A 25,552-nucleotide genomic window follows, 5' to 3' on the forward strand; every position below is an offset into this window, starting at 1 on the left:
CAGTGCTGATTATCGTTGGAACCCTCTTGACGATCCTTTGCGTCTTCGGCGGCTACGCACTCGAGGGCGGCCATCTGGCCGCACTCATGCAGCCCATGGAACTGCTCATGATCGGTGGTGCTGGCGTCGGCGCGTTCATCCTCGGCAACGGCATCAAGACCATCAAGGCCACCTTGCGCGTGCTTCCCACGCTGTTCAAGGGCGCCAAATACAACAAGGACGTGTACATGGAGCTGCTCGCGCTGCTCTATGTCCTGCTCGCGAAGGCGCGAAAGGAAGGCACGCTCACGCTCGAAGCGGATATCGACGATCCGCAGAAGAGCCCGATCTTCACGCAGTATCCGAAGATCCTGGCCGACCACCACATCGTCGAATTCCTCACCGACTACCTGCGTCTCATGGTGGGCGGCAACATGAACGCCTTCGAGATCGAAAGCCTCATGGACGAGGAAATCGAAACGCACCACGCCGAAGGCGAGGCGCCCGCTCATGCGCTCGCGAAGGTGGGCGACGCGATGCCGGCGTTCGGTATCGTCGCGGCGGTGATGGGCGTGGTTCATACCATGGCGTCCGCCGACAAGCCGCCCGCAGTGCTCGGCGAGATGATCGCCCAGGCGCTGGTCGGCACCTTCCTCGGCATTCTGCTTTCGTACGGTCTCATCGGCCCGCTCTCGAGCCTCGCGGAGCAGCGCGTGACCGAGTCGACCAAGATGTTCCAGTGCATCAAGGTCACGATCCTCGCGAGCCTGAACGGCTACGCGCCGGCGATTGCCGTGGAGTTCGGCCGCAAGGTGCTGTTCTCGACCGAGCGTCCGTCGTTCACGGAACTCGAAGAGCACGTGCGCCGCGTGAAGGCGAAGTAAGGGACGGCCCATGAGCAACAACAAGGACCGCGCAATCGTCGTCAAGCGCGCCGCGCCGAAGAAGGCCGGCCATCATGGCGGCGCGTGGAAGCTCGCCTACGCGGACTTCATGACCGCGATGATGGCGTTCTTCCTGCTGATGTGGCTGCTTTCGTCGGCTTCGACGGTGCAGTTGAAGGGCATCGCCGACTACTTCAACCAGCCGATGAAGATCACGCTCTGGGGCGGCGACCGCAGCGCGGAAGACTCGAGCATCCTGAAGGGCGGCGGCCGTGACATCTCGTCGCAGGACCAGGGCGTCACGCGCCGCAGCGACGGCGCGACCGAGCGCTCCGAGCGCAACCAGTCGAAGCACAACGACGACGACGCCACGAAGCAGCTCGAAGGCTCGCTCGAACGCAAGGAGCAGGTGCGCCTGCACGACCTGCAAGTCAAGCTGATGGCGGCGATCGAGGCGAACCCGGTGCTGCGCCAGTTCAAGCAGCAGATCCGCATCGACTCCACGCTGCAGGGCCTGCGCATCGAGATCGTCGACTCGCAGAAGCGCCCGATGTTCGCCACCGCGCGCGACGTGGTCGAGCCGTACATGCGCGACATCCTGCAGGCGATCGGCAAGACGCTCAACGACGTGCCCAACCGCATCGTCGTGCAGGGCCACACCGACGCCGTGCCCTACGCCGGCGGCGACAAGGGCTATAGCAACTGGGAGCTTTCCGCCGACCGCGCGAACGCATCGCGCCGCGAGCTGATCGCGGGCGGCATGGACGAATCGAAGGTGTTGCGCGTGCTCGGTCTCGCTTCCACGCAGAACCTGAACAAGGCCGATCCGCTCGACCCGGAGAACCGCCGCATCAGCATCATCGTATTGAACAAGAAGTCCGAAGACGCGCTCATGCACGACGACTCGACCACCACCACGCTCTCCGACGACGCAGCGGGTTCGGGCAAGAGCCTGCCCGCGCTCACGCCGGACGCCGGCATGGGCCGGGCGGCGCCGGCGCCGGTCGCGATCGCGCCGAAGGTGGCGACCACGGTGGCGCCGGTGGGGCCGGCGGTCGCCCCGGCAGCGCAATGACAACGAGGAACGGATGATCAGGAACATTCTGGCGATCGACGATTCGGTGTCCATGCGGGAGATCCTGCAGGCGGCGCTCGGCTCGGCAGGCTACGAGGTGATGGTGGCGAGCGACGGCGAAGAAGGGCTCGAGCATGCGCTCGCCCAGCGCTTCGATCTCGTGCTTACCGACCTTTACATGCCGCGCATGGGCGGACTCGACCTGATCAAGCAGTTGAGGGCGAATCCTTCGTACTTCGAAACGCCCATCCTCGTGTTGACCACGGAATCGGACGAAGGCTTCAAGGCAGCCGTACGCGACGCAGGCGCGACCGGCTGGATCGAAAAACCGGTGGACCCCGAGCTGCTCGTCGATCTGGCGAGCGCACTCGGCGAGGCCCACCCTTGAGGTGCCGCGCGGCGAACGACCAGGCACCCCCCAGGCAATTAACGCGGTGAAAGAGCAATGACTCTCGACATCACTCAGTTCTATCAGACGTTTTTCGACGAGGCGGACGAGCTGCTCGCTCAGATGGAGCAGCTTCTCCTGAACCTGAACGTCGGTCGCCCGGATCCCGAGGATCTGGCGGCGATCTTCCGCGCGGCGCACTCGATCAAGGGTGGCGCGGCGACGTTCGGCTTCACGGCCTTGACCGAGACGACCCACATTCTCGAATCGCTGCTCGACCGCGCTCGCAACAACGAGCTCGTGCTGCGCAAGGACATGATCGACACGTTCCTCGAAACGAAGGACGTGCTTTCCGACCAGCTCGGCGCCTACCGCGCGAGCGCCGAGCCCGATGCGCAGGCAGCGGCCGCCGTGCGCACCAAGCTCGAGCGCCTCTACGCGGAAAGCCGCGGCGTACCCGCGCCTGAACCCGCACCGGCGCCGGCCCCCGCGCCCGCACCGGCTGCGCAGGCGAGCGCCGGCGATTCGGAAGAAGATCTCGAAGCCGCGTTCGAATTGCACAGTACGCTGGCCTCGGCAGGCTCGGGCGCGCCCGAGCACGTCGTGAGCGAGGCGATCGATGCGGCAGCGTCGGCGCCCGCAGCCGGCGCCGAGGCTGCGGTGGAAGGTCCGCACCTGCGCGTCACGCTGCGCGCCGTCGACGCGAAGGACCAGGAACTGCTCGTCGAAGAGCTCGGCAACCTCGGCCGCATTCTCGGCCAGGTGAAGACCGGCGACGACCTCACGCTGTGGCTCGAAACCGATGTGACCTCCGACGACATCATCGCGGTGTGCTGCTTCGTGATCGACGAGAAACAGATTTCGATCGGCCGTGGCGCCGCGCCGCAGGGCGACGCGCAACCGGCTGCGGCCGCACCCGCCGCCGCGCCCGCGGCAACTCCGGCCGCGCCTCCCGCCGCACCGGTGGCGGCGGCCCCTGCGGCGAGCGCCGTGATCCCGGCCCCGCCGCCCGCTGCGCATGCCGAACAAGACATGCCGCGTCCGCCCGCGAGCGCCCCGGCGCCCGCGCAAGCCGACGGCGAGCGCAAGGCGCGACCGGCCGCCGCCGCCGCATCGGCGGAAGGCAGTTCGATTCGCGTGGGCGTCGAAAAGGTCGACCAGCTGATCAACCTCGTGGGCGAACTCGTCATCACGCAGGCCATGCTCGCGGAAACCACCAGCACGTTCGACCCGGCGCTGCACGACCGCCTCTACAACGGCATGGCGCAGCTCGAGCGCAACGCGCGCGATCTGCAGGAAGCGGTGATGTCGATCCGCATGATGCCAATGGATTACGTCTTCAGCCGCTTCCCGCGTCTCGTGCGCGATCTCGCGGCGAAGCTCGGAAAGGAAGTCGAGCTTGTCACCTTCGGTCAGGCGACCGAACTCGACAAGAGCCTGATCGAGCGCATCATCGACCCGCTCACCCACCTCGTGCGCAACTCGCTCGACCACGGCATCGAAACCGTGGAAGCGCGCCGCGCCGCGGGCAAGGACGCCACGGGCCAGCTCGTGCTGTCCGCCGCGCACCACGGCGGCAACATCGTGATCGAGGTGAGCGACGACGGCGCGGGCCTGCGCCGCGACAAGATTCTCGCCAAGGCGATCAAGCAGGGCATGCAGGTGAGCGACAGCATGTCCGACGACGAGGTCTGGAACCTCATCTTCCTGCCCGGCTTCTCGACCGCCGAGCAGGTGACGGACGTTTCGGGCCGCGGCGTGGGCATGGACGTGGTCAAGCGCAACATCCAGGCGATGGGCGGCCACGTGGAAATCACCTCGCACGCGGGCAAGGGCAGCACCACGCGCATCGTGCTGCCGCTCACGCTGGCGATTCTCGACGGCATGTCGGTGAAGGTCGGCAGCGAGATCTTCATCCTGCCGCTGAACTTCGTGATGGAGTCGCTGCAGCCGCGCCACGAAGACATCTACACGGTCACCAACGGCGACCGCGTGGTGCGCGTGCGCGGCGAGTATCTCCCGCTCGTGGCGCTGCATCAGGCGTTCAACGTCGAAGGCGCGCGCACGGACCCGACGCAGGGCATCGTCACGATCATGGAAACCGAAGGTCGTCGCTTCGCCATGCTGATCGACGAACTGGTCGGCCAGCAGCAGGTCGTGGTGAAGAACCTCGAAACGAACTACCGCAAGGTGCACGGCATTTCGGCGGCGACCATTCTCGGCGACGGCAGCGTCGCGCTGATCGTCGACGTGGCCGCGCTCAATCGCGAGACGCGCGCCACGCATGGCGTAAGCGCCAGCGCAAATTCGGGTGCGTTCGCCGAATTCGCGTAATCGCGATGAAGTCCGGACGCACTCAACCCATCATCTCCCAACCGTTCAGGGGCTAACGTGGCAGAAGTCCAATCGATTCAAGGCAACGGCGCGCACGGCGCGATTGCCGGCGCGCAACGCCGCGACGCGCTGCAGGCCGACGCAGGCGGCCAGGAATTCCTCGTCTTCACCCTCGGCGCGGAAGAGTACGGCATCGACATCCTGAAGGTGCAGGAAATCCGCGGCTACGACAGCGTGACGCGCATCGCGAACGCGCCCGACTTCATCAAGGGCGTGATCAACCTGCGCGGCATCATCGTGCCGATCGTCGACATGCGCATCAAGTTCCATCTGGGCCGCGTCGAGTACGACCACCAGACGGTCGTCATCATCCTGAACGTCGCGCATCGCGTGGTCGGCATGGTGGTGGACGGCGTCTCGGACGTGCTCACGCTGCAGATGGAGCAGATCATGCCGGCGCCCGAATTCGGCGCGACGCTCACGACCGAGTACCTCACGGGCCTCGGCACTGTGGAAGGCCGCATGCTGATCCTGATGGACATCGAAAAACTGATGACGAGCCGCGAGATGGCTCTGATCGAGGCGCTGGTCTAACGCGCCGAGAGTTAAACCGGGGGGCCGCGAGGCCAGCGTGAGAGAGAGCGGAAAGCCGCCGCCAAAGAGCGGCAAGCCGCCTTCGTTTTCGCGCGCGCTTCGCGCAGGGGCCCGGGCGTCGCCGTGCCTATGCCGGCCGCGCTTGACCGCACAGCCCGCCCCGATTCGTACAGGACAGGAGCAAACGAGATGCTGCAAAGATGGTCGATCCGCACGACGCTCACGGGCGTCGGGGTCATTCTGGTTGCGCTGACCGTGCTGGTCGGCACACTCGGGCTCGTCGCGCTCGGGCGTGCGAGCGATGCGTTCACCGAAATCGTGCGAGGCGATCTCGTGGCGATGCATGCGCTGAACGACGCGTCGTCGTATCTGCTGCGCACGCGCGTCGCGATCGACCGCGCCAGCGCGCTCACGGCAGCAGGCCAGGCCGACGATGCGAAGAAGGTGATCGATCGCGCCCAGGAATTGCTCGGCAAATCCAACGAAGCCTGGCAGGCGTTCCAGAACGCGCCGAAGGGCGGTCTCGACGCCGCCGCGCTCGACGCGCTCGCGGCAAAGCGCGCCACGCTCATGCAAGACGGCGTGCAGCCCGAATTCGCGGCCCTGCGCGCAAACGATCAACCGGCCTATCACGCCATCGCCGACACGAAGATCAGTCCGATGTTCGTCGATTACGACAACGTCGCCGGTCCGCTCGCGCAGGCCCTGGAACAAAGCGCGCAGGCTCGCGAGGCTGGCGCGCACGACAAGATCGCCGTCATGCGCATCGCGATTGGCGCGGCGATCGCCGTGGCGCTCGTGCTCGTCGTGGTGATCCGCTTCGCCATGCGCGGCCTCATCGTGCAGCCGCTCGAGGACGCAGTGACGTGCTTCGAGCGCATCGCCCACGGCGATCTCACGCAGCCGGTCACGGTCTACAGCGACAACGAGATCGGGCGTCTGTTCAGCGGCATCAAGCGCATGCAGGAAAGCCTCGTCACGCTCGTGAGCGCGGTGCATACGGGCGCAAGCTCGATCGACGTGGGCGCGCGCGAGATCGCCATGGGCAACACCGATCTCTCGCAGCGCACCGAGCAGCAGGCCGCTTCGCTGCAGGAAACGGCGTCGAGCATGGAGCAGCTCACCGGCACCGTGCGCCAGAACGCGGAGAACGCGCGTCAGGCGAGCCAGCTGGCCGTCAACGCCTCCGACATCGCGACGCGCGGCGGCGAGGTGGTGGGTGAAGTCGTGAACACGATGCAGGGCATCGCGGCGAGTTCGGCGAAGGTCGTGGACATCATCAGCGTGATCGAAGGCATCGCGTTCCAGACCAACATTCTTGCGCTCAACGCGGCCGTGGAAGCGGCGCGCGCGGGCGAGCAGGGCCGCGGCTTCGCCGTGGTGGCCGGTGAAGTGCGCAGCCTCGCGCAGCGCAGCGCCAGCGCGGCGAAGGAAATCAAGGAACTCATCAACGACTCGGCCGAGAAAGTGCAAAGCGGCTCGCAGCTCGTGGGCCGCGCAGGCGCGACGATGGAAGAAATCCTTCAGGCCGTGCGTCGCGTGACCGACATCATGGGTGAGATCAGCGCGGCGTCCGAGGAGCAGTCGGGCGGCATCGAGCAGGTCAACCGCGCCGTCACGCAGATGGACACCGTCACGCAGCAGAACGCGGCGCTGGTGGAGCAGGCGGCCGCTGCGGCCGCGTCGCTCGAAGAGCAGACGCGCCAACTGCAGAACGTGCTCGGCACGTGGACGACGGGCGGCACGTCGGCGCGCAGCGTGGGTGCAGGTCCGGCTCGCGTCACGCCGGCCGCGCCGGTTGCCGCGAAACGCGCGACGCCGTCTTCGGCTGCGGCGGGGGCGAAGCCCGCGGCGGCAACGTCGTCGTCGGCGTCGGTCGCAACGTCGGCGGCACCGGCGGACACCGCGAAGCCTGCGACAAAGCCCGCTGCGCAACCGGCAAACAAGGCGGTGGCAAAGCCTGCAGCGAAACCGGCCGCGCCTGCGCGCGGCGAGACGTACGTGAGCACGGCAGCATCCGCCTCGGACGATTCGGACTGGGAAACGTTCTGATCGAACGCGGCATGGAAGAGTAGTGAAGTACTGAACACGACGAGCAACTGCAATGCACATGAGCGCTACACAACGGCAAGACCTGCCGCGCCGGGCCCCACGGCCCGCGCGTGCTGCGCAGGCCGCCCATGCGCCGCACGCATTGCAACCGGGCAGGCGCGGCGCGCAGCAGTCCTGCGCCGCGGTATCCCATGCAGTGGGCGGCGCGCAATGCGAAGGAGCATCAGCATGAAAGCGCTGCGAAATACGCGCCAGGACGCCGGCGAGACCGGCGGCTCGGGCGTGGAGAGCAACCGCGATTTCGATTTCACCTCGGCGGACTTCGAGCGCATTCGCGCGCTCATTCACCGCCGCGCGGGCATCTCGCTCTCGGACCACAAGCGTGACATGGCATACAGCCGCCTTGCGCGGCGCCTGCGTACGCTCGGCCTCGACAGTTTTCGCGAGTACCTCGACCAGCTCGAAGCGCGCAACGACGCGACCGAGTGGGAAGCGTTCACGAACGCGCTCACCACGAACCTCACGGCGTTTTTCCGCGAGGCGCATCACTTCCCGATCCTCGCGGATTTCGTGAAGCGCAGGGCGGGGGTGGCAGGTGCGCAGCCGGTTTCGGTGTGGTGTTCGGCGGCTTCCACGGGCGAAGAACCGTACTCGATCGCGATGACGCTCGTCGAAGCGCTCGGCGACCGCGCCGCGCGCGAGGCGCGCGTGCTCGCCACCGACCTCGACACCCAGGTGCTCGCCAAGGCCGACGCGGGCGTCTACTCGTTCGACCAGGTGAAGCATCTGTCGCCGGAGCGTCTGAAGCGCTTCTTCTTCAAGGGCACCGGCTCGCACTCGGGACTCGTGAAGGTGCGCCCGGAGCTGCGCGCGATGGTCAAGTTCGAGCAGCTCAATCTCACCGACGCGGACTACGGCTTGCGCACGACGTTCGACGCGATCTTCTGCCGCAACGTGATGATCTATTTCGACAAGCCGACCCAGGCACAGGTGCTCACGCGCTTCGAGCCGCTCATGAAGCCGGACGGCCTGCTGTTCGCGGGCCATTCGGAGAACTTCACCTACGTCACGCAGGCGTTCCGTCTGCGCGGCCAGACGGTGTACGAACTCACGCGCGGCGCCGCTGCCAGTGCCGCGCCGCGCCGCGCGAACGACGCGCTCGGAGTGCCCGCATGAGCGCCCGCCTTCCGATCGCGACGAACCGCTATTTCGACGCGCATTTCCAGCGCCCCGGCGTCAAGCTGCTGCCCAACGAGTTCTACACGACGGGCGAGGACATGGTGCTCGTCACCGTGCTCGGCTCGTGCGTGGCGGCCTGCATTCAGGACCGCACCGCCGGCATTGGCGGCATGAACCACTTCATGCTCCCCGACGACGGCGCGGACTCCGCCCACGCCCTCACCGGCGCCTCCGACGCCATGCGCTACGGCGCCTACGCGATGGAAGTGCTCATCAACGAGCTGATCAAGGCGGGTGGCCGCCGTGAGCGTTTCGAGGCCAAGGTGTTCGGCGGCGCGGCGGTGCTCGCGGGCATGACGACGATGAACATCGGCGACCGCAACGCCGTGTTCGTGCGCCGCTATCTCGCGACCGAGAACATCCGCATCGTGGCCGAGGACCTGCAAGGCTCGCATCCGCGCAAGGTGGCCTTCCTGCCGCGCACGGGCCAGGTGATGGTCAAGAAGCTGCGTCTCTCGCAGGACACGAGCGTGGCCGAGCGCGAGCAGCAGCTCGCCGCGCAAACCGCCGAAGCGCGCGCCGAGCGGCTCGCGCGGGCGCGGGCGCGCGTCGAGCTGTTCGGCGTCGGCGGCGCGGGGCGTGCGGGCCCGGGCGCCACGTCGCCGGCAGCAAACTCGGCAGCTCATGCGCCCCAGATTTCCCAATCCCAGCCGCAGGGCGCGCGCCCTCGCATCGAGCTGTTCGGCTCGAGCGTGTCGTCCGCGCTGCGCGCATCCGGTCAAGACAACGCCAGGACAGTAGAGGAGGCGTGAACGCTGTGCAAAAAATCAAGGTTCTCTGCGTCGACGATTCGGCGCTGATCCGCAGTTTGATGACGGAAATCATCAACAGTCAGCCCGATATGACGGTCGTCGCCACCGCGCCCGATCCGCTCGTCGCGCGCGAGCTGATCAAGCAACACAACCCCGACGTGCTCACGCTCGACGTGGAAATGCCGCGCATGGACGGCCTCGACTTCCTCGAGAAGTTGATGCGTCTGCGGCCCATGCCGGTCGTGATGGTGTCGTCTCTCACCGAGCGCGGCAACGAAATCACGCTGCGCGCGCTCGAACTGGGCGCCGTCGACTTCGTGACGAAGCCGAAGGTCGGCATTCGCGACGGCATGCTCGAATACTCGGAAAAGCTCGCCGACAAGGTGCGCGCCGCCGCGCGCGCCCGCGTGCGTGCGCACCATGCGCCCGCCGCCGCATCGGCGGGCGCGGCAGCGCACGCGCACGGTCACGCCGCTGCGCACCCCGCAGGCCCGGCGCCGATGATCAACAACCCGCTCGTCTCGACCGAAAAGCTCGTGATCGTCGGCGCGTCGACGGGCGGCACCGAGGCGATCCGCGAAGTGCTGCAACCGCTGCCGCCCGACGCGCCCGCGGTGCTGATCGCGCAGCACATGCCGCCCGGTTTCACGAAGTCGTTCGCACAGCGCCTGAACGGGCTGTGCCGCATCACCGTCAAGGAAGCGGAGCACGGCGAACGGGTGCTGCCCGGCCACGCCTACATCGCGCCGGGCCACGCACACCTCTTGCTCGCACGCAGTGGCGCGAACTACATCGCGCATCTGTCCGACGACCCGCCGGTCAACCGGCACCGTCCGTCGGTCGACGTGCTGTTTCGCTCAGCGGCGCTGCACGCGGGCAAGAACGCCATCGGCGTGATTCTCACGGGCATGGGCCGCGACGGCGCAGCCGGACTGCTCGAAATGCGCCAGGCCGGTGCGTACACGCTCGCGCAGGACGAGGCGAGCTGCATCGTGTTCGGCATGCCGCGCGAAGCCATCGCCATGGGTGGCGCCGACGAGATCGCCTCGCTCTCCGACATGAGCCGGCGCGTGATGACCCGACTCGCCTCGATGGGCGACAGGGTTCAGCGCGTCTAAGAAATTGCCGATATAGAGAGATCATGCAGGCCGCAAACGCTTGCTCGATCGCTCGCGATTAATTTATCTGGATAGGCACTGCGCTTCTCTGGATAATTGCCCGGGTTTTCGCCTGGAGGAATGGAACGTGATGGATAAGGGAATGAAGATTCTGGTGGTGGACGATTTTCCGACGATGCGCCGGATTGTCCGCAACCTGCTCAAGGAACTGGGCTACTCGAACGTCGACGAAGCCGAAGACGGTGCAGCGGGCCTCGCCCGTCTGCGCGGCGGCAACTACGAGTTCGTGATCTCGGACTGGAACATGCCGAACCTCGACGGTCTCGCCATGCTCAAGGAGATCCGCGCCGACGCCAACCTGACGCACCTGCCGGTGCTGATGGTGACGGCCGAGTCGAAGAAGGAGAACATCATCGCTGCGGCGCAGGCTGGCGCGAGCGGCTACGTGGTGAAGCCGTTCACGGCCGCCACGCTCGACGAGAAGCTCAACAAGATTCTCGAGAAGATGGCCAAGACGGGGAGCTGACGTGAACGAGCCCATCAGTGAGCAGTCCGGCGCTCATTCCGGTGAGTGGCCGGAAGCCGAGGGCATCGAGCCGCTCCCGCAGCCGCCCGAGTTCGACTTCGAGCCGTCCGCCGCGGGCGAAGCCGGCGAGCTGGCGACGGACCGCATCCTCGCGCGCATCGGACACCTGACGCGCAGCCTGCGCGACTCGATGCGCGAACTCGGCCTCGACAAGCATGTGGAGCGCGCCGCCGAGGCGGTGCCCGACGCGCGCGACCGGCTCCGCTATGTCGCGAACATGACCGAGCAGGCCGCCGAGCGTGTGCTGACCGCGATCGACATCGCCAAGCCGCTGCAGGAAACGCTCGAACGCGACGCGAAGGAACTGACGAGCCGCTGGGCGACCTGGTACGACGCGCCGATCGGCCGCGAGGAAGTGCGCCAGCTGATGGACGACACGCGCGCCTTCGTGGATGGCGTGCCGCAAGCCACCGCGGCGACCAACGAGCAACTCCTCGCGATCATGCTCGCTCAGGATTTCCAGGACCTGACGGGCCAGGTGATCAAGAAGATCATGGACGTGGTCTATCTGATCGAGCAGCAGTTGCTCACCGTGCTGGTCGAGAACATCGCGCCGGAGCGGCGCGAGCAGTTCGCGGCGACGGCGGCGGCGCTCGCGGAGACCCAGAGCAGCACGGGCAGCCCCGAAGGCCTGCTCAACGGCCCGCAGATCAATCCGGAAGGCAAGACCGACGTCGTGCAGGACCAGGCGCAGGTCGACGATCTGCTCGCAAGTCTCGGGTTCTGACCCCTAACATGCAGCTAATCGTTCGGTTAGCTGCCGCATGTAGTCCAAGGCGGGCATACTAGTGCTCATGCCTTCGTGCCCTGCCGCGGCGAGCGTCGCGGTGGGCAACGGAGCATAGCCAGCCGTTGCCCGTCCTGCTGCGTCCCGCCGCGACCTTCCCGCGCGGCCCCGACAGCGTATGATGCAACGCGCCATCGCAACAGGGAGAGGACGCCTTGTATCCATACACATCGTTCTGTGGCAAGGCGGCGCGCTCGTTTGCGCGCCGCGTCAAACGCGGCCGCGCACCCGGCGCGGCGCTTCTCGGTTCCCTGCTTGGTGTGCTGCTCGCGGCGCCGGCGGCTCACGCCGCGCTCGGCGGTGCGCCCATGCCCACGCCGGCGGGCGCGAACGTCAGCACCCTGAGCGCCGCTTCGGCGGCAGCCGCGGCCGGCAACGCCTCGGCCGTGGCGCGCGCAGCGGTGCAAGGCGCGGCGTCTGGCGCTTCCACGACTCCCGCCTATACCGTTCAGCAGACCACGCTCGCCAACGGCACCGTCGTGCGCGAGTACCTCTCGCAGGCCGGCACCGTATTCGGCGTGGCTTGGGACGGCCCGCAGATGCCCAATCTCGCCACGCTGCTGGGCAGCTATTTTTCCCAGTACACGGCCGGCGTGAAGGCGAGCCACGCCGCCGGTCACGTGCGCGGGCCGGGCGTGGTCGAAAACTCGAACGTCGTGGTGCATTCGGGCGGCCATATGGGCGCCTTCTCCGGGCAGGCATGGCTGCCGCAGGCGCTGCCTGCGGGCGTCAGCGCCTCCGATATCCAGTGACGAGCGGAGGCCGAACGTGCTGACTTCAGTGCTGACTTCACGCTATTCGCGCAACGTGTGGCTGCGCCCTTTCCGGTTCCTTTCGGGCGCCGCGCTCGTTGCCCTGGTTTCGCTCGTCGCCGCCTGCGGGGGCGGGGGCGGCAGCAGCGGTAGCAGTAGCAGCAGCTCGAGCGGCAGCAGTGGCGGCAGCGGCTCCGCGGTTCCCAGTCCCACACAGCAGCCCACCGCGGCTACCGCCGCGAACACCGTGGGCGTCGTCGTCAATCGCGGACTGACCGGCACGCTGCCCAACATTCCCACTGTCAGCGTGACGATCTGCGTGGCCGGCACGAGCACCTGCGAGACCGTCGACAACATTCAGGTCGATACGGCGTCGTTCGGGCTGCGCCTGCTCGCGTCGGCGCTGCCGAACCTGTTGGGCTCGCTGCCCAAGGCGACGGCCAACGGCGGCACGCTCGCCGAATGCACGGCCTTCGCCGACGGTTACACATGGGGCACGGTGCGTCCCGCCGACGTGAAGATCGGCGGCGAAACGGCGTCCAATATTCCGATCCAGATCATCGGCGACCTGAACTCGAACACGGTGCCGTCGGCGTGCGCGAGCTTCGGCAGCGCGCAGGACACGGTGCAGGACCTGGGCGCGAACGGCATTCTCGGTATCGGCGTTGCGCCTTATGACAACCTCGGCACTTATTACTCCTGCCCCGGCGACACGAACTGCGTCACGGCAACGGTCACGCAAACCCAGTTGGTGGCCAATCCGGTGCCTAGGTTCGGCACGGACGGCAATGGCGTGATCCTCGAGATGGCCCCCGTATCCGATAACGGCGCGCCCAGTGCGACGGGCACGCTCGTGTTCGGCATCGGCACGCAGTCGAACAACGCGATGGCTGCCGCGCAAAGCTACAACACGGACTCGTGGGGCAGGCTCAGCTCCACCTTCAACGGGCGCACGCTCCAGACCTTCCTCGACTCGGGTTCGAACGCGATCTTTTTCGTCGACAGCGCCCTGCCGCAGTGCGGCGGCAATCTCGGCACGTTCTATTGCCCTACGTCCACCCAGTCCTTCAGCGCTGCACTCGCGTCCAATAACGGCGCAACGACGGGCACCGCGACCTTCAATGTCGCGAACGCCAACGCATTGCTCGGCAGCGGCGCGAACTATGCGGCCAACAACCTGGCAGGGCAGTTCGGGTCGGCCGCGGCGCTCGACCTGGGGTTGTCGTTCTTCTATGGCCGCTACGTGTACTACGGCATGGACATGAGCGCGTCCGGCGGCAAGGCGCCGTTCGTCGCGTTCTGAAATCGCGGGCCCTGAGGGTTGGCGGCCCGCGAGCGCGCGCGCATCGTGTGCCGGCGTTCGCCGATGATGCCGCCCCGGTTCCATCGGCCGAAATACCCTGATTTCCCCGTCCTACTCCGTCAATCGCCGCTTGGCTTGCGCGGCAATAATCGCTGTCACTGAAAAAGGGCGCGCGCCAGCCGCGCAGCCGCGACGAGCGGCGCGTGCCCGCGACCGGAGCATGCGTGGCTGAGGACAGCGACCTCGAGAAAACCGAATCCGCCACTCCCAAGCGCCTCGAAAAGGCGCGGGAGGAGGGGCAGGTTCCGCGTTCCCGGGAGCTGGCGACGTTCGCGCTGCTCTCGGCGGGCTTCTATGGCACGTGGATGCTCTCCGGCACGATCGGCGAGCATCTGCAAGCCATGATGCGCGGCGCGTTCTCGTTCAATCACGCGGGGGCGTTCGAAACCAGCCGCATGCTGATCGGCGCCGGCGTCGCCGCGCGCGAAGGTCTCATGGCGCTCATGCCGGTGCTCGCGCTCACGGGGCTCGCCGCGCTGCTCGCGCCGATGGCGCTCGGCGGCTGGCTCATCTCGACGAAGGCGCTGCAGCCGAACTTCGGCCGCCTCAATCCGATGTCGGGGCTCGGGCGGATCTTCTCCGTGAACGGGCCGATCCAGCTCGGCATGTCGCTCGCCAAGACGCTCGTGGTGGGCGTGATCGGCGGCTGGGCGCTGTGGAGCCGGCGCGACGAGATTCTCGGGCTCGCCATGCAGCCCGCGCCGCGCGCGTTCGCCGACGCGATGCATCTGATCGGCGTGTGCTGCGGCATGACGGTCGCCGGCATGTTCGTGGTCGCCGCGCTCGACGTGCCGTACCAGCTCTGGTCGTACTACCGCAAGCTGCGCATGACCAAGGAAGAAGTGAAGCGCGAGCACAAGGAAAACGAAGGCGATCCGCACGTGAAGGGGCGCATTCGCCAGCAGCAGCGCGCCGCCGCGCGCCGCCGCATGATGACTCAGGTGCCCAAGGCCGACGTGGTCGTGACCAACCCGACGCACTTCGCCGTCGCGCTCAAGTACGCCGATGGCGAGATGCGCGCGCCGAAGGTCGTCGCCAAGGGCGTGAACCTCGTGGCCGCGCGCATCCGCGAGATCGCGACCGAGAACAACGTGCCGCTGCTCGAAGCGCCGCCGCTCGCCCGCGCGCTCTATTACAACGTCGACATCAACCGCGAAATTCCGGGTCCGCTCTACGGCGCGGTCGCCCAGGTGCTGGCGTGGGTCTATCAGCTCAAGCGCTTTCGCGAGCATGGCGGCGACGTGCCGATGGAGCCGACCGACCTCGACGTGCCACCCGAAATGGACAAGGGCGCGATGAGTGACGAAGACGAAGCCAGCGAAGCCGACGAAGCCCTCACCCCCGATGAGCGCGCGGCCGCCGAGGCCGCCAGTCGCGCGAACGCGGCAAATTCCACGAACGCAGCGAACGCGGCGAACGCAAACAACGCATCGAATACCGCTGGCCGCGCCGATAACAATCCGGCGCGCGACGGCACTGAAGGAGCAACAGAATGAACGCCCGCACCGGTTTCCTCGCGCGGCGCCCGGAGATGCTGCAAAGCACGAATCTGCGCGCGCTGGCGGGACCGATCCTGATCTGCATGATCCTCGGCATGATGATCCTGCCGTTGCCGCCGTTCCTGCTGGATCTGCTGTTCACTTTCAACATCGCGCTTTCGGTGATGGTGCTGCTCGTCAGCATGTACACCATGAAGCCGCTCGACTTCGCGGCGTTCCCGAGCGTGCTGCTGTTCTCCACGCTCCTGCGGCTCTCGCTGAACGTGGCCTCCACGCGTATCGTGCTGCTCGAAGGCCACACCGGCCCGGGCGCCGCGGGCCAGGTGATCGAGTCGTTCGGCCACTTCCTCGTGGGCGGCAACTTCGCCGTGGGTATCGTGGTGTTCGTGATCCTCATGGTCATCAACTTCATGGTGATCACGAAGGGCGCGGGCCGTATCGCCGAAGTGTCCGCGCGCTTCACGCTCGACGCGATGCCCGGCAAGCAGATGGCGATCGACGCCGACCTGAACGCGGGCCTCATCAACGAAGAAGCGGCCCGCAAGCGCCGCAGCGAGATCGCCCAGGAAGCCGAGTTCTACGGCTCGATGGACGGTGCGAGCAAATTCGTGCGCGGCGACGCCATCGCCGGCCTGCTGATCATGGTGATCAACATCGTGGGCGGCCTGATCGTGGGCGTCGTGCAGCACGGCATGCCGCTCGCCTCGGCGGGCGAGACCTACACGCTGCTGACCATCGGTGACGGCCTCGTCGCACAGATTCCGTCGCTCGTGATCTCGACGGCGGCCGGCGTGATCGTCTCGCGCGTGGCGACCAACGAAGACATCGGCACGCAGCTCACCGGCCAGCTCTTCACGAACCCGCGCGTGCTGATGATCACGGGCGCGATCATCGTCATGATGGGCCTGATTCCGGGCATGCCGCACTTTGCGTTTCTGCTGCTCGGCGGCGGTGCGATCCAGCTCGGCCGCACGCTGAAGAAGAACGCCGCAGCGAAGAAGGCGAGCGCCGTGATCGCCGACGCCGCGCCCGCCGCGCTTGCACCCGTCGAAAACGCCGAGGCGACCTGGGACGACGTGGCGCTCATCGACACGCTCGGCCTCGAAGTGGGCTACCGCATCATTCCGCTCGTCGACAAGAACACCGACGGCGAGCTGCTCAAGCGCATCAAGAGCATCCGCAAGAAGTTCGCGCAGGAAATCGGCTTCTTGCCGCCCGTCATCCATATTCGCGACAACCTGGAGCTGCGCCCGAACGCCTACCGGATTGCATTGAAGGGCGTGGAAGTGGGCACGGGCGAGGCCTACCCGGGCCAGTGGCTCGCGATCAACCCGGGCCAGGTGAGCGCAGTGCTGCCCGGCACGCCGACCACGGACCCGGCGTTCGGCCTGCCCGCCGTGTGGATCGATTCGAACGTGCGCGAGCAGGCGCAGGTGTTCGGCTACACGGTGGTGGATTCGAGCACGGTGGTGGCGACGCACCTGAATCACCTCGTCGTCATGCACGCGGCCGAACTGCTCGGGCGCCGCGAAGTCCAGGCGCTGCTCGAGCGCGTGCAGAAGGACACGCCTTCGCTCGTGGACGACCTCGTGCCGAAGGTGCTGCCGGTCACGACGCTGCAGAAGGTGCTGCAGAACCTGCTGGAAGAAGGCGTGCCGATCCGCGACATGCGCACGATCATGGAATCGCTCGCGGAGCACACGCCGCGCATCACCGACGCCCACGATCTGACGGCGGCGGTGCGCATCGCGCTCGGCCGCGCGATCACGCAGCAATGGTTCCCCGGCAACGCCGACATGCAGGTGATGGGCCTCGACGCGAACCTCGAGCGCGTGCTGTCGCAGACGCTCACCTCCGGCCCGAACCCCGGCCTCGAACCGGGTCTCGCGCACACGCTGCTCACGCAGACCGAGCAGGCGATGGGGCGTCAGCAGGCGCTGGGTCTCGCGCCGGTGATGCTCGTGCAGCATGCGCTGCGCCCCATGCTGTCGCGCTTCCTGCGCCGCAGTCTGCCGCAGCTCAAGGTGCTGTCGTATGCCGAGGTGCCCGATACGCGCAACGTGAAGGTGGTGAACGTGATCGGGGCGCACTGATCGCGCTGCCGTATCTGGACGAGAAAAAGCCCGCTTCTTGCGGGCTTTTTCGTTAGCCGCGCCGCGTGCGAGCCTTTCTGCACGTAATTTTTGCCTGTGCGCACCCCCGCCACCGATTCCGCGAATTGCCCGCATTTCTCCGCCCTGATCCACCGATCATGGGGGGCTCACCTTCGAAATAATTCCAACATCGGAAAAGGCCTTGCACAGGACGCCAGGCCGGCAGCAATCCAGCGCCATTCCAGCAACAGACGACCGGCGGCGGCATTGGCCGCTCACCTCATCAGGGGCTTAGCTTGAACATTCGCAAATTCATCGGTGGCACCAGCCGCGACGCGTTACGGCTCGTACGCGAAGCGTTGGGTGCGGACGCCGTCGTTCTGTCGAACCGTACGCTCGACGACGGCAGCGTCGAAATCGTCGCGCTCGCGGACCGCGATCTCGCGGCGATCGCGCCGGCCGATGCCGCCGCCGCGCAAGGCCTGGGTGGCCTCGTGGCGCAAGGTGGTCAAGGCGCCCCGTTCGCGCAGCCCTCCGCCGCCATGACACAGATGTCGCGCACGCCGCGCAGCGCGCCTGGCGCCGCTCCCGCGGCGCTCGCCGCCCCGGTGGGCGGTGCGAACCCCTACGCGAGCGGCATGCCGGACGTGTTCTCGTCGGTGTTCGGCGCGAGCCCGGAAGTGGGCGCCGAAAACGGCGGCGCGAGTGCCGACGCCGATGCCGATGGCGACCAGGCCGCCGACACCGCCGTCTCGCTCGGCAAGGAAGCGGCGGCCGCGTCGGCCGCCATTACGCCGCTTTCGGCTTCGTCGCCTTCTTCGCGCGCCGCGGCAGGCCAGCAGGCCGCGCAATCGGCGATGCCGCCGACGCTGCAATCCGCGATGCAGGCCGCGCAATCGCAACAAGCTGTCCCGCATGCGCATTCGCCGCTGCAAATGGCGCTGCAGGCCGCGACCGAGTCGCTCGCCTCGCCGGCCTTTGCACCATCGTTTGCGTCCACGGCGCCGGCCGCCAACGCCAACGCCCAGGCCGCCGCACGTGAAGCCGCAGCGCGGCTCGAACAGGCCGCCGCCGCGCAGACGAGCGACGCGCCGCGCACGATGGCCGAATCGAACCCCTGGCTGATCGACCACGCCCGCCGTATCGCGAACCAGCAGAACGCGCCGCGCGTGCCGGGCATGACGCCTGCCACCGCCGCCGCGCGCGGCCTTGGCAGCGTCGCCGATCCGGTGCTGCCGCCCGACGTTGACGCCAGCACGCCCGACTGGGCGCTCGAGGCCGCTCATGTCGCCGCGCGCCGCGCCGCGCAGCGCCTCGGCCACGGTCCGGAAGCCGCGGGCCCCGCACCCGGCAGCCGCAATGCGCAGGGCACCGATGCGGCGCAAACCGTGAGCGAAGCGATCCGCGCGCGCATCGAGCAGGTCGTCAACGAAACCGTGATGAACGAGCTCGCCTCCATGCGCGGCATGATGGAAGAGCAGTTCGCGGGCCTCCTGTGGGGCGAGCGCCAGCGCCGCAGCCCGGTGCAGGGCGCGCTCACCAAGCAGCTGTTCGCCGCGGGCTTCTCGGCGCAACTGGTGAAAATGATGATCGACCGGCTGCCCGACGTGCAGACCGAAGAGGCCGGCATGGAGTGGCTCCAGTCGGTGCTCGAATCGAACCTGCCCGTGCTCGAAGACGAACAGGCGCTGATGGAGCGCGGCGGTGTGTTCGCGCTGATGGGCCCGACGGGCGTGGGCAAGACCACGACCACCGCGAAGCTCGCCGCGCGCTGCGTGATGCGCTTCGGCGCGAGCAAGGTGGCGCTGCTCACCACCGACAGCTACCGGATCGGCGGCCACGAGCAACTGCGCATCTTCGGCAAGATCCTCGGCGTTTCGGTGCACGCGGTGCGTGACGGCGCGGACCTCCAGCTCGCGCTCACCGAACTCAAGAACAAGCACATCGTGCTGATCGACACGATCGGCATGAGCCAGCGCGACCGCGCCGTGGCCGACCAGATCGCCATGCTGTGCGGCGCGGGCCGCCCGGTGCAGCGCCTGCTGCTGCTCTCGGCGACCAACCACGGCGACACGCTCAACGAAGTCGTGCAGGCCTACCAGAGCGGCCCGGACAACGCGCCGCTCACGGGCTGCATCCTCACCAAGCTCGACGAGGCGACCAACCTCGGCAGCGCGCTCGACACCGTGCTGCGCTACAAGCTGCCGGTGCATTACGTCTCGACGGGCCAGAAGGTCCCCGAGAACCTTTACGTGGCGACGCGCCGCTTCCTGATCCGCAGCGCTTTCTGCATTCCGCGAGAGAGTTCGCCGTTCGTGCCGCACGAAGACGATATCCCGGCGCTGCTGTCGGCACTCTCGACGCGTACGAATTCGCAGGCTCCCGAGGTCAGGTTTGGATAAGTTCGTAATCGATCAAGCTGAAGGGCTGCGGCGGCTTCTCGCGCGTGAAGGCTCGCGCGTGGTCGCAGTGACGGGCGGTGCAGGTTCGCCCGGACGCACGACCACGGTGGTCAATCTCGCGGCGGCGCTCACCGCGCAGGGCAAGGACGTGCTCGTGATCGACGAGTGTCTGGGACCCCGCTCGGTCTGTGCGCTGGTGGGCGGTGTGCGCGGCGCAGGCAACTTCGCCGCCGTCGTGCGCGGCGAGCGCACGCTCGACGAAGCCGTGGGCCGCCATGCGCTCGGCTTCGGCGTGCTGGCCGCCTCGCGCGACAATCGCGCGCAGTACACGTCCGCCCAGCTGCAGAAGGTCATTTCGGGCCCCGCGGACATCGTACTGATCGACGCGCAGCTCGACGCCGATGGCGCGCTTTCGCCGCTCGCCATGCATGCGCACGATGTGCTGATCGTGATGCGCATCGGTGCGCAGTCGATCACGGACGCCTACGCGTGCATGAAACGGCTGCACTTCGCGCATGCGATCGCGCAGTTTCGCGTGCTCGCGAATCATGTGGCGAACGCGAGCGACGCGCAGGCCGCGATCGAGAATCTCGCAGGGGTGGCGAGCCGCTACCTGAGCGTGTCGCTCGACAGCGCCGGAAGCGTCGCCGCCGATCAGCACATGGCGCAGGCGCTCAGGCTTGCGCGCTGCATCGTCGATGCGTTTCCGTCGACGGCCGCCGCGCGCGATTTCCGCCACGTGGCCGCCGAGCTGCCGCACTGGCCGATGCGACCCGCGGTCTCGGCGTGCTCGCCGGCCACGGCACGCGCGAATGCACTGTTCGGCGCGAAGGACGAAGAACATGAAGCGGCGGGCTACGCACCCGTCGACGATCCGGACGGCGCGCCGCAAGCCGGCGTCCAGCCCCACGCTACCCAAGCAACAAACGCCGCACACAGCACGCTCGCCGCGAACGCCGATTCGTTCGTAGCGGCCGTGACGGGTGTGCATCCCGCACCCAACGCAACATCCGCGTCCGCTCCGGCCCATGTGGGCTGGCGGACCGATACGCCCGCGCAGCGGACGTCGCCGCAGCACGTCTGACGTGCGCACGACGACGCCAACAGGGAGATGAGAAGTGGAGAGCACGATGTATAACGCTCAAGGAAAAATTTCGCAGGCCGACGTGCTCGCGAAATACGCGCCGCTCGTCAGACGGCTCGGCTTGCAGCTCGTCGCCAAGATGCCGGCGAGCGTGGACCTCGACGACCTGATCCAGGCCGGCATGATCGGCCTGCTCGACGCGGCCAACCGCTACAAGGAAGATCAGGGCGCGCAGTTCGAGACCTACGCGAGCCAGCGCATTCGCGGCGCAATGCTCGACGAGTTGCGCAGCAACGACTGGCTGCCGCGCAGCCTGCGCCGCACCTCGCGTGAAGTGGAAAGCGCGGTGCACAAGGTGGAGCAGCGGCTCGGGCGCTCGGCGAGCGAGACGGAGATCGCCGAGCATCTGAGCATGCCGCTCGACGAGTATCAGAGCATGCTGCAGGAACTGCATGGCAGCCAGCTCATCTACTACGAAGACTTCGACCGTTCCGCCGAGGACGAACCGTTCCTCGACCGCTACTGCGTCGATCATTCGGACCCGCTTTCGGCGCTGCTCGACGACAGCCTGCGCGGCGCGCTCATCGAGGCGATCGACCGGCTGCCCGAGCGCGAGAAGCTGCTCATGTCGCTCTATTACGAGCGCGGCATGAACCTGCGCGAAATCGGCGCGGTGATGGAGGTGAGCGAGTCGCGCGTGTGCCAGCTGCACAGCCAGGCGGTGGCGCGCCTGCGCACGCGACTGCGCGAGATGTCGTGGGCCGGCCAGGAGAATTGAGGCGGTAGACGGCGCGCGCGGCGGCCAGCGCGAGCCGGAGTGCAGTTGCAGTGACAGAGCCGGGGTGCGAGAGCGCCCCGGCTTTTTTGTTGGCGGACTGGACTCGCGCAAAACAAAAAAGCCGAAGCATCACTGCTTCGGCTTTTGTCTTTGGCGGACGATCTACGCGCGCTTACAGCCCGAACGCCGGCAACCGCCCATCGGGACCGTACAGCATCGAGCCGTTGCCCGTTTCGCCGCGCAGGATCGAGAGCGCGCGGCGGTTATGTTCCATGCGCGTGCGGATCATCATGCCAATGGTGAGATTCTTGCGGCGCGCGCGCTCGGTCGACCCCTTGAGCAGCGCCCACTGACTTGCCAGACGCGCGTCGCCGTCGCAGGCCATTTCGATGCCCTTGCGGCCGCCCGGCAGGCCGAGGCCGGCCAGTTGCGCGTCGCGCGCTTTTTCGAGGCCCGCGAGACGCTGCGTGAGCGTCGTCTTCTGCTCGACGATTTGCGGGAGCGCCTCCATGCCATCGGCCGACACGAGCGCCTTTTCTTCATAGGCGAGCAGCGACGCGAACGCCTCGACCGTGGCGTGTTCGTCGATCAGTGTGGCCAACAGGGCATCTTTCATTGCAAGGCACCAAAAAAAGCGAGGTTTGCGCGGCGCTCGCGCATCGGGCGTCAGTTGCCCGACGTCGGCTTCATGAGGTCGCGCGCGGTCTGGATCACGCCGTCGGCGATCTTGCCGGAGTCGATCTGCAACGTGCCGTTGCGGATCGCGTCCTTGATCGACTGCACGTGCGCCGTGTCGATGTCGGCGGAACCGCTCGCCGCGAGCGAGCGCATCGTCGACGAGAGCGACGACAGGCTCACGTTCGCGCCGCCTTGAGCGGCGGCGGTCGTGCTGCCTGCCGCGCTGGAGGTGGTAGCGGTGTCGGTGCTTACGCCGGTCGAATCGGCTTGCGAGCGCGCGAGGCCATCCTGCAGCGTGCGCGGATCATTGCGGGTGGAGGAGTCAACTTTCACGATGGGCGTTCCTGATCGATTTGACCTTGATAACGGCACAGGTCGGGCCGAACTTTAGCCGAAAAATCCCACCGTTACATGCTGTTACGTGTGCTGGCGCACAAAGCCGGAGACGGCCGGATCGGGCCGCCGGACGGGGCTCGGCGCGCCCTGATCCGGCCCTTGCCAGCGCTTACCGGCCCTAGATCTGCACCTGCACGGTACCCGCGTCCTTGACCACGCCCGAGATGATCTGGCCGCCGCTCGTGCGCACGCGCACCTGCTGGCCCGGCTCGGCGTTGTTGAGCGCGCTGCCCTCGGCGGAGATCGTGAAGTTGCTGCCCACGGCAATCACCTTGACCGTCTGGCCGATGACCACCGAGGCGGCGCTGCGCAACATGTCGGTGCGCAGCGGCAGTCCCGCGGAAATCCGGGCGAGCGCGACGGCGCCGGTCGCCTGGTTGGGATCGGTGATGATGGTCTGCGGCAGGTTCGCGAGGTCGCCCGCGCGCGGCATGAAATCGGCGGCCGAAAGCGCCTCGCCCGCGCCGATCTGACGCGAGGCCACGTAGTAGGTCACGTCCACCGCAATGCGCGCGCTCACATAGAGCGTCCACGGCTTCGCGCCGATGCAGCGCACGCCCACGGTCGTGTGGCCATAGGTGCGCGCGCCCGGCGGCATGAACGGCTCGAGTGACGTGCAGGCTGCGAGGCCACGCGGAAACACCGGCGCGACCGTGATGCTCACGTGGCCCGGCAAGCCAGCCGACTGCTGCTGCAGGAAGGCGAGCGCGGCGGCGCGGATCGATTCGCCGTCCTGCTGGCCCGGCGGCGTGGCCTGCACGTTCGTGGCGACGGCGCTGGTATTGAGATTCGGCGGCGCGCCGGCGCTTGCGCTGGCAACCGGCTTCGCGAGCGTCGCCGCGCCGGCGTCCACGACCACCGGGGCGACGCGGTTCGGTGCGGTAGACAGGTTCACGCGCTGCAGCGTGCCCGCGTTGTTCGCGTTGTTCGCGTTGGCCGCCGGCACGCGCATGGGCTGGGCGCTCGCGCCCGGCGCGGGAACCGTGACGATGCGCGGCGCGTCGCCTTGGGGTGCGCGCTCGCCGGGACCCGGTATCGTGATCATGCCGTTCGACTCGACGCCCGCGCGTGCATCCTCCGGCACGCCGCGCGAATTCAGATCGGCGTAGCTGGCCGCGCGCAGCGGTGCGGCCTCATTGGCGGGAGCAACGCTGGCTACAGCCGCGGCGGGCTTCTTCGCATTGCTCGCGAGCATCGCGTTCATCTGCGCGGCGTCGGCGCCCGAGCGGTCGCCGGGGCCCGCAATGAAGATCTGGCCGCCGGCGGCTTCAGGTTGCGCCGGAGTTTGTGCATGAGCGAGCGTGCCGCCAAAGAGCGCGCTGCCAAGGGCGCAGGCCAGCACGCATGTCCAGGACGCGCGCCACGACAGCGCGCGCGCACGCCGCTCCAGGCCGGCGTGCGGCCTACGGAAAGGGGCAGTCTGCGGCATTGTCGTTCTCCATCGATTGCATTGACACGCCTCGCATTCTAGGCGGCGCCCCCCGCGCGCTTGCGTCGAATAGAGGGGCGCTTTACCGGCTATTCGTCCGATTGGTTCTTGCCACCCCCGCCTAATATTCCACTCCATGCGCAAAGGCCTTCGGACCACGCGCCTAACGTTTGCGCCGGTTTCCCCGCCGCCTGGCGAGCCCGCCGCGCTCACGCCGAATCCTTTTCGTTTCACGGAGAACGCCCAATGCTGGACAAACTCGATGCCGAATTCGCCTTTGGGCGCGAAGCGCTCGATGTGCGCGCCACGCGCCAGGCATTGATCTCTTCGAACATCGCGAACGCCGACACGCCGGGCTACCAGGCGCGCGACGTGGACTTCGCGGCGTCGCTCGCCGGCGCTTTGCGCCAGCAGGGCGCCGGCGGCACGGTGGGCATGAAGGCCACCTCGGGCGGCAACGCCCAGCCGCTCGCCATGGCGCAGCCCGCGGGCGTGACGAGCGGCATGCAGATGGCGTCGACCAAGTCGGGCCACATGGCCGGCGACGCGAAGCTGATCCCGACGGGCGGCCCCGCCGACACCTACAAGAGCCAGCTCATGTACCGCACGCCGGTGCAGCCCGCGCTCGACGGCAACACGGTCGATCTCGACACCGAGCGCGTGCAGTTCGCCGACAACGCGCTGCACTTCGAGTCGGGCATGACGGTGGTCTCGCAGCAGATCAAGACGATGCTCTCCGCGATCACCTCGGGTTCGAGCTGATCGCCGCACGCAACCGGAAGACGCAGTAACGAAGCCATGAACGACCAACGCGCGCGTGACGCGCACCTGATGTGAGGTCTACGAAACCATGCCATCCCTGATGAACATCTTCAGCGTTGCGGGCTCCGCCATGACGGCGGAATCGCAGCGCCTGAACGTGACGGCGTCCAACCTCGCCAACGCCGACAGCACGACCGGCCCCGACGGCCAACCGTACAAGGCGAAGCAGGTCGTGTTCGCAGTGAACCCGCTCGGCGGCGCGCGCACGGCCTCGGGCCAGCAGGTGGGCGGCGTCAGGGTGACCGGCGTGGTGGACGACCCCACGCCCATGAAAGAGACCTACGACCCCGACAATCCCTCCGCCAACGCGGACGGCTACGTGACGATGCCGAACGTCGATCCGGTGCAGGAGATGGTGAACATGATCTCGGCGTCACGCTCGTACCAGGCCAACGTCGAAACGCTGAACACGGCCAAGACGCTGATGCTCAAGACGCTCACGATCGGAACGTAAAGCGGCAACCTGAA

21 protein-coding genes and 2 pseudogenes are annotated in these 25,552 nt (G+C 67.5%); 20 read left to right on the forward strand and 3 right to left on the reverse strand.

The genetic code is table 11. The features are described 5' to 3' along the window. The first annotated feature begins 2 nt into the window (after nucleotides 1-2). The 18 genes and pseudogenes from motA to ACOJB8_RS20530 all read left to right on the forward strand — a co-directional run bounded on the left by motA (nucleotide 3) and on the right by ACOJB8_RS20530 (nucleotide 21,759). The gene (gene motA / locus ACOJB8_RS20445) at nucleotides 3-863 is read left to right on the forward strand and encodes a flagellar motor stator protein MotA (protein WP_042265911.1); all 861 of its coding nucleotides are present in this window, start codon (nucleotides 3-5) and stop codon (nucleotides 861-863) included. Nucleotides 864-873: 10 nt separating this feature from the next. Beyond that, nucleotides 874-1,938 carry a flagellar motor protein MotB gene (motB, locus tag ACOJB8_RS20450; RefSeq protein ID WP_475013934.1) on the forward strand — a complete coding sequence of 355 codons (1,065 nt, stop codon included), beginning with the start codon at nucleotides 874-876 and terminating at the stop codon, nucleotides 1,936-1,938. A gap of 13 nt (nucleotides 1,939-1,951) precedes the next feature. Continuing rightward, nucleotides 1,952-2,326, forward strand: coding sequence for a response regulator (locus tag ACOJB8_RS20455; RefSeq protein WP_475013936.1), 375 nt, complete (start codon nucleotides 1,952-1,954; stop codon nucleotides 2,324-2,326). Between the two features lie 57 nt (nucleotides 2,327-2,383). Beyond that, nucleotides 2,384-4,660, forward strand: a complete 2,277-nt coding sequence (gene cheA / locus ACOJB8_RS20460) for a chemotaxis protein CheA (RefSeq protein WP_368606872.1) — start codon at nucleotides 2,384-2,386, stop codon at nucleotides 4,658-4,660. Nucleotides 4,661-4,717: 57 nt separating this feature from the next. Further along, on the forward strand, nucleotides 4,718-5,254 hold the full coding sequence (gene cheW / locus ACOJB8_RS20465; RefSeq protein WP_028203349.1) for a chemotaxis protein CheW: 537 nt from the start codon (nucleotides 4,718-4,720) through the stop codon (nucleotides 5,252-5,254). A gap of 189 nt (nucleotides 5,255-5,443) precedes the next feature. Then, complete coding sequence (locus tag ACOJB8_RS20470) at nucleotides 5,444-7,306, forward strand: methyl-accepting chemotaxis protein (protein WP_368606871.1); 1,863 nt, start codon at nucleotides 5,444-5,446, stop codon at nucleotides 7,304-7,306. 228 nt (nucleotides 7,307-7,534) lie between these two features. Further along, complete coding sequence (locus tag ACOJB8_RS20475) at nucleotides 7,535-8,482, forward strand: CheR family methyltransferase (protein ID WP_069264370.1); 948 nt, start codon at nucleotides 7,535-7,537, stop codon at nucleotides 8,480-8,482. Beyond that, nucleotides 8,479-9,297: a chemoreceptor glutamine deamidase CheD gene (gene cheD / locus ACOJB8_RS20480; RefSeq protein WP_368682624.1), complete on the forward strand. Its 819-nt coding sequence runs from the start codon at nucleotides 8,479-8,481 to the stop codon at nucleotides 9,295-9,297. The genes ACOJB8_RS20475 and cheD overlap by 4 nt, the downstream gene beginning before the upstream one ends. Beyond that, nucleotides 9,294-10,415 carry a protein-glutamate methylesterase/protein-glutamine glutaminase gene (locus ACOJB8_RS20485; RefSeq protein WP_141710660.1) on the forward strand — a complete coding sequence of 374 codons (1,122 nt, stop codon included), beginning with the start codon at nucleotides 9,294-9,296 and terminating at the stop codon, nucleotides 10,413-10,415. Before cheD ends, ACOJB8_RS20485 begins: the two co-directional genes overlap by 4 nt. A gap of 130 nt (nucleotides 10,416-10,545) precedes the next feature. After that, the gene (gene cheY / locus ACOJB8_RS20490; protein WP_028203354.1) at nucleotides 10,546-10,941 is read left to right on the forward strand and encodes a chemotaxis response regulator CheY; all 396 of its coding nucleotides are present in this window, start codon (nucleotides 10,546-10,548) and stop codon (nucleotides 10,939-10,941) included. A gap of 130 nt (nucleotides 10,942-11,071) precedes the next feature. Beyond that, the gene (gene cheZ / locus ACOJB8_RS20495; RefSeq protein ID WP_069264724.1) at nucleotides 11,072-11,728 is read left to right on the forward strand and encodes a protein phosphatase CheZ; all 657 of its coding nucleotides are present in this window, start codon (nucleotides 11,072-11,074) and stop codon (nucleotides 11,726-11,728) included. Between the two features lie 311 nt (nucleotides 11,729-12,039). Further along, on the forward strand, nucleotides 12,040-12,540 hold the full coding sequence (locus ACOJB8_RS20500; protein ID WP_475014001.1) for a DUF2844 domain-containing protein: 501 nt from the start codon (nucleotides 12,040-12,042) through the stop codon (nucleotides 12,538-12,540). Nucleotides 12,541-12,559: 19 nt separating this feature from the next. Beyond that, entirely contained in the window at nucleotides 12,560-13,843 is a 1,284-nt protein-coding gene (locus ACOJB8_RS20505; protein WP_475014003.1) for a DUF3443 domain-containing protein, read from the forward strand. A gap of 224 nt (nucleotides 13,844-14,067) precedes the next feature. Then, nucleotides 14,068-15,273, forward strand: a pseudogene (flhB, locus tag ACOJB8_RS20510) (flagellar biosynthesis protein FlhB); the annotation flags it as partial. A gap of 122 nt (nucleotides 15,274-15,395) precedes the next feature. Beyond that, a complete protein-coding gene (gene flhA / locus ACOJB8_RS20515; protein WP_069264366.1) occupies nucleotides 15,396-17,495 on the forward strand; it encodes a flagellar biosynthesis protein FlhA in 2,100 nt (699 codons plus the stop codon). Nucleotides 17,496-17,791: 296 nt separating this feature from the next. Next, nucleotides 17,792-19,897, forward strand: a complete 2,106-nt coding sequence (gene flhF / locus ACOJB8_RS20520; protein WP_475013940.1) for a flagellar biosynthesis protein FlhF — start codon at nucleotides 17,792-17,794, stop codon at nucleotides 19,895-19,897. Next, nucleotides 19,890-20,672, forward strand: a pseudogene (locus ACOJB8_RS20525) (MinD/ParA family ATP-binding protein); the annotation flags it as partial. The gene flhF and the pseudogene ACOJB8_RS20525, both read left to right, overlap by 8 nt. 355 nt (nucleotides 20,673-21,027) lie before the next feature. Further along, complete coding sequence (locus tag ACOJB8_RS20530) at nucleotides 21,028-21,759, forward strand: RNA polymerase sigma factor FliA (RefSeq protein ID WP_069264361.1); 732 nt, start codon at nucleotides 21,028-21,030, stop codon at nucleotides 21,757-21,759. A gap of 172 nt (nucleotides 21,760-21,931) precedes the next feature. Here the strand turns inward: ACOJB8_RS20530 and ACOJB8_RS20535 are convergent, their stop codons facing one another. The 3 genes from ACOJB8_RS20535 to flgA all read right to left on the reverse strand — a co-directional run bounded on the left by ACOJB8_RS20535 (nucleotide 21,932) and on the right by flgA (nucleotide 24,262). Next, nucleotides 21,932-22,375: a flagella synthesis protein FlgN gene (locus ACOJB8_RS20535; protein ID WP_069264359.1), complete on the reverse strand. Its 444-nt coding sequence runs from the start codon at nucleotides 22,373-22,375 to the stop codon at nucleotides 21,932-21,934. A 50-nt stretch (nucleotides 22,376-22,425) separates the two neighbouring features. Next, nucleotides 22,426-22,770 carry a flagellar biosynthesis anti-sigma factor FlgM gene (gene flgM / locus ACOJB8_RS20540; protein WP_406954057.1) on the reverse strand — a complete coding sequence of 115 codons (345 nt, stop codon included), beginning with the start codon at nucleotides 22,768-22,770 and terminating at the stop codon, nucleotides 22,426-22,428. A gap of 181 nt (nucleotides 22,771-22,951) precedes the next feature. Then, a complete protein-coding gene (flgA, locus tag ACOJB8_RS20545) occupies nucleotides 22,952-24,262 on the reverse strand; it encodes a flagellar basal body P-ring formation chaperone FlgA (RefSeq protein ID WP_475013943.1) in 1,311 nt (436 codons plus the stop codon). Nucleotides 24,263-24,508: 246 nt separating this feature from the next. On the opposite strand from flgA, the gene ACOJB8_RS20550 reads away from it, so the two are divergent. Further along, on the forward strand, nucleotides 24,509-25,024 hold the full coding sequence (locus tag ACOJB8_RS20550) for a flagellar basal body protein (RefSeq protein WP_069264353.1): 516 nt from the start codon (nucleotides 24,509-24,511) through the stop codon (nucleotides 25,022-25,024). Nucleotides 25,025-25,112: 88 nt separating this feature from the next. Continuing rightward, the gene (gene flgC / locus ACOJB8_RS20555; protein WP_028203363.1) at nucleotides 25,113-25,538 is read left to right on the forward strand and encodes a flagellar basal body rod protein FlgC; all 426 of its coding nucleotides are present in this window, start codon (nucleotides 25,113-25,115) and stop codon (nucleotides 25,536-25,538) included. The last annotated feature ends 14 nt before the right edge of the window (nucleotides 25,539-25,552 follow it).

It is taken from the genome of Paraburkholderia sp. BR10141 (assembly GCF_056155635.1).

Bases quoted from the DNA above. Each gene is read 5' to 3' on its own strand.
- motB (WP_475013934.1), top strand. From the start codon at position 874: ATGAGCAACAACAAGGACCGCGCAATCGTCGTCAAGCGCGCCGCGCCG.
- ACOJB8_RS20455 (WP_475013936.1), top strand. From the start codon at position 1,952: ATGATCAGGAACATTCTGGCGATCGACGATTCGGTGTCCATGCGGGAG.
- cheA (WP_368606872.1), top strand. From the start codon at position 2,384: ATGACTCTCGACATCACTCAGTTCTATCAGACGTTTTTCGACGAGGCG.
- ACOJB8_RS20470 (WP_368606871.1), top strand. From the start codon at position 5,444: ATGCTGCAAAGATGGTCGATCCGCACGACGCTCACGGGCGTCGGGGTC.
- ACOJB8_RS20475 (WP_069264370.1), top strand. From the start codon at position 7,535: ATGAAAGCGCTGCGAAATACGCGCCAGGACGCCGGCGAGACCGGCGGC.
- cheD (WP_368682624.1), top strand. From the start codon at position 8,479: ATGAGCGCCCGCCTTCCGATCGCGACGAACCGCTATTTCGACGCGCAT.
- cheY (WP_028203354.1), top strand. From the start codon at position 10,546: ATGGATAAGGGAATGAAGATTCTGGTGGTGGACGATTTTCCGACGATG.
- flhA (WP_069264366.1), top strand. From the start codon at position 15,396: ATGAACGCCCGCACCGGTTTCCTCGCGCGGCGCCCGGAGATGCTGCAA.
- ACOJB8_RS20530 (WP_069264361.1), top strand. From the start codon at position 21,028: ATGTATAACGCTCAAGGAAAAATTTCGCAGGCCGACGTGCTCGCGAAA.
- ACOJB8_RS20535 (WP_069264359.1), bottom strand. From the start codon at position 22,375: ATGAAAGATGCCCTGTTGGCCACACTGATCGACGAACACGCCACGGTC.
- flgA (WP_475013943.1), bottom strand. From the start codon at position 24,262: ATGCCGCAGACTGCCCCTTTCCGTAGGCCGCACGCCGGCCTGGAGCGG.
- ACOJB8_RS20550 (WP_069264353.1), top strand. From the start codon at position 24,509: ATGCTGGACAAACTCGATGCCGAATTCGCCTTTGGGCGCGAAGCGCTC.
- flgC (WP_028203363.1), top strand. From the start codon at position 25,113: ATGCCATCCCTGATGAACATCTTCAGCGTTGCGGGCTCCGCCATGACG.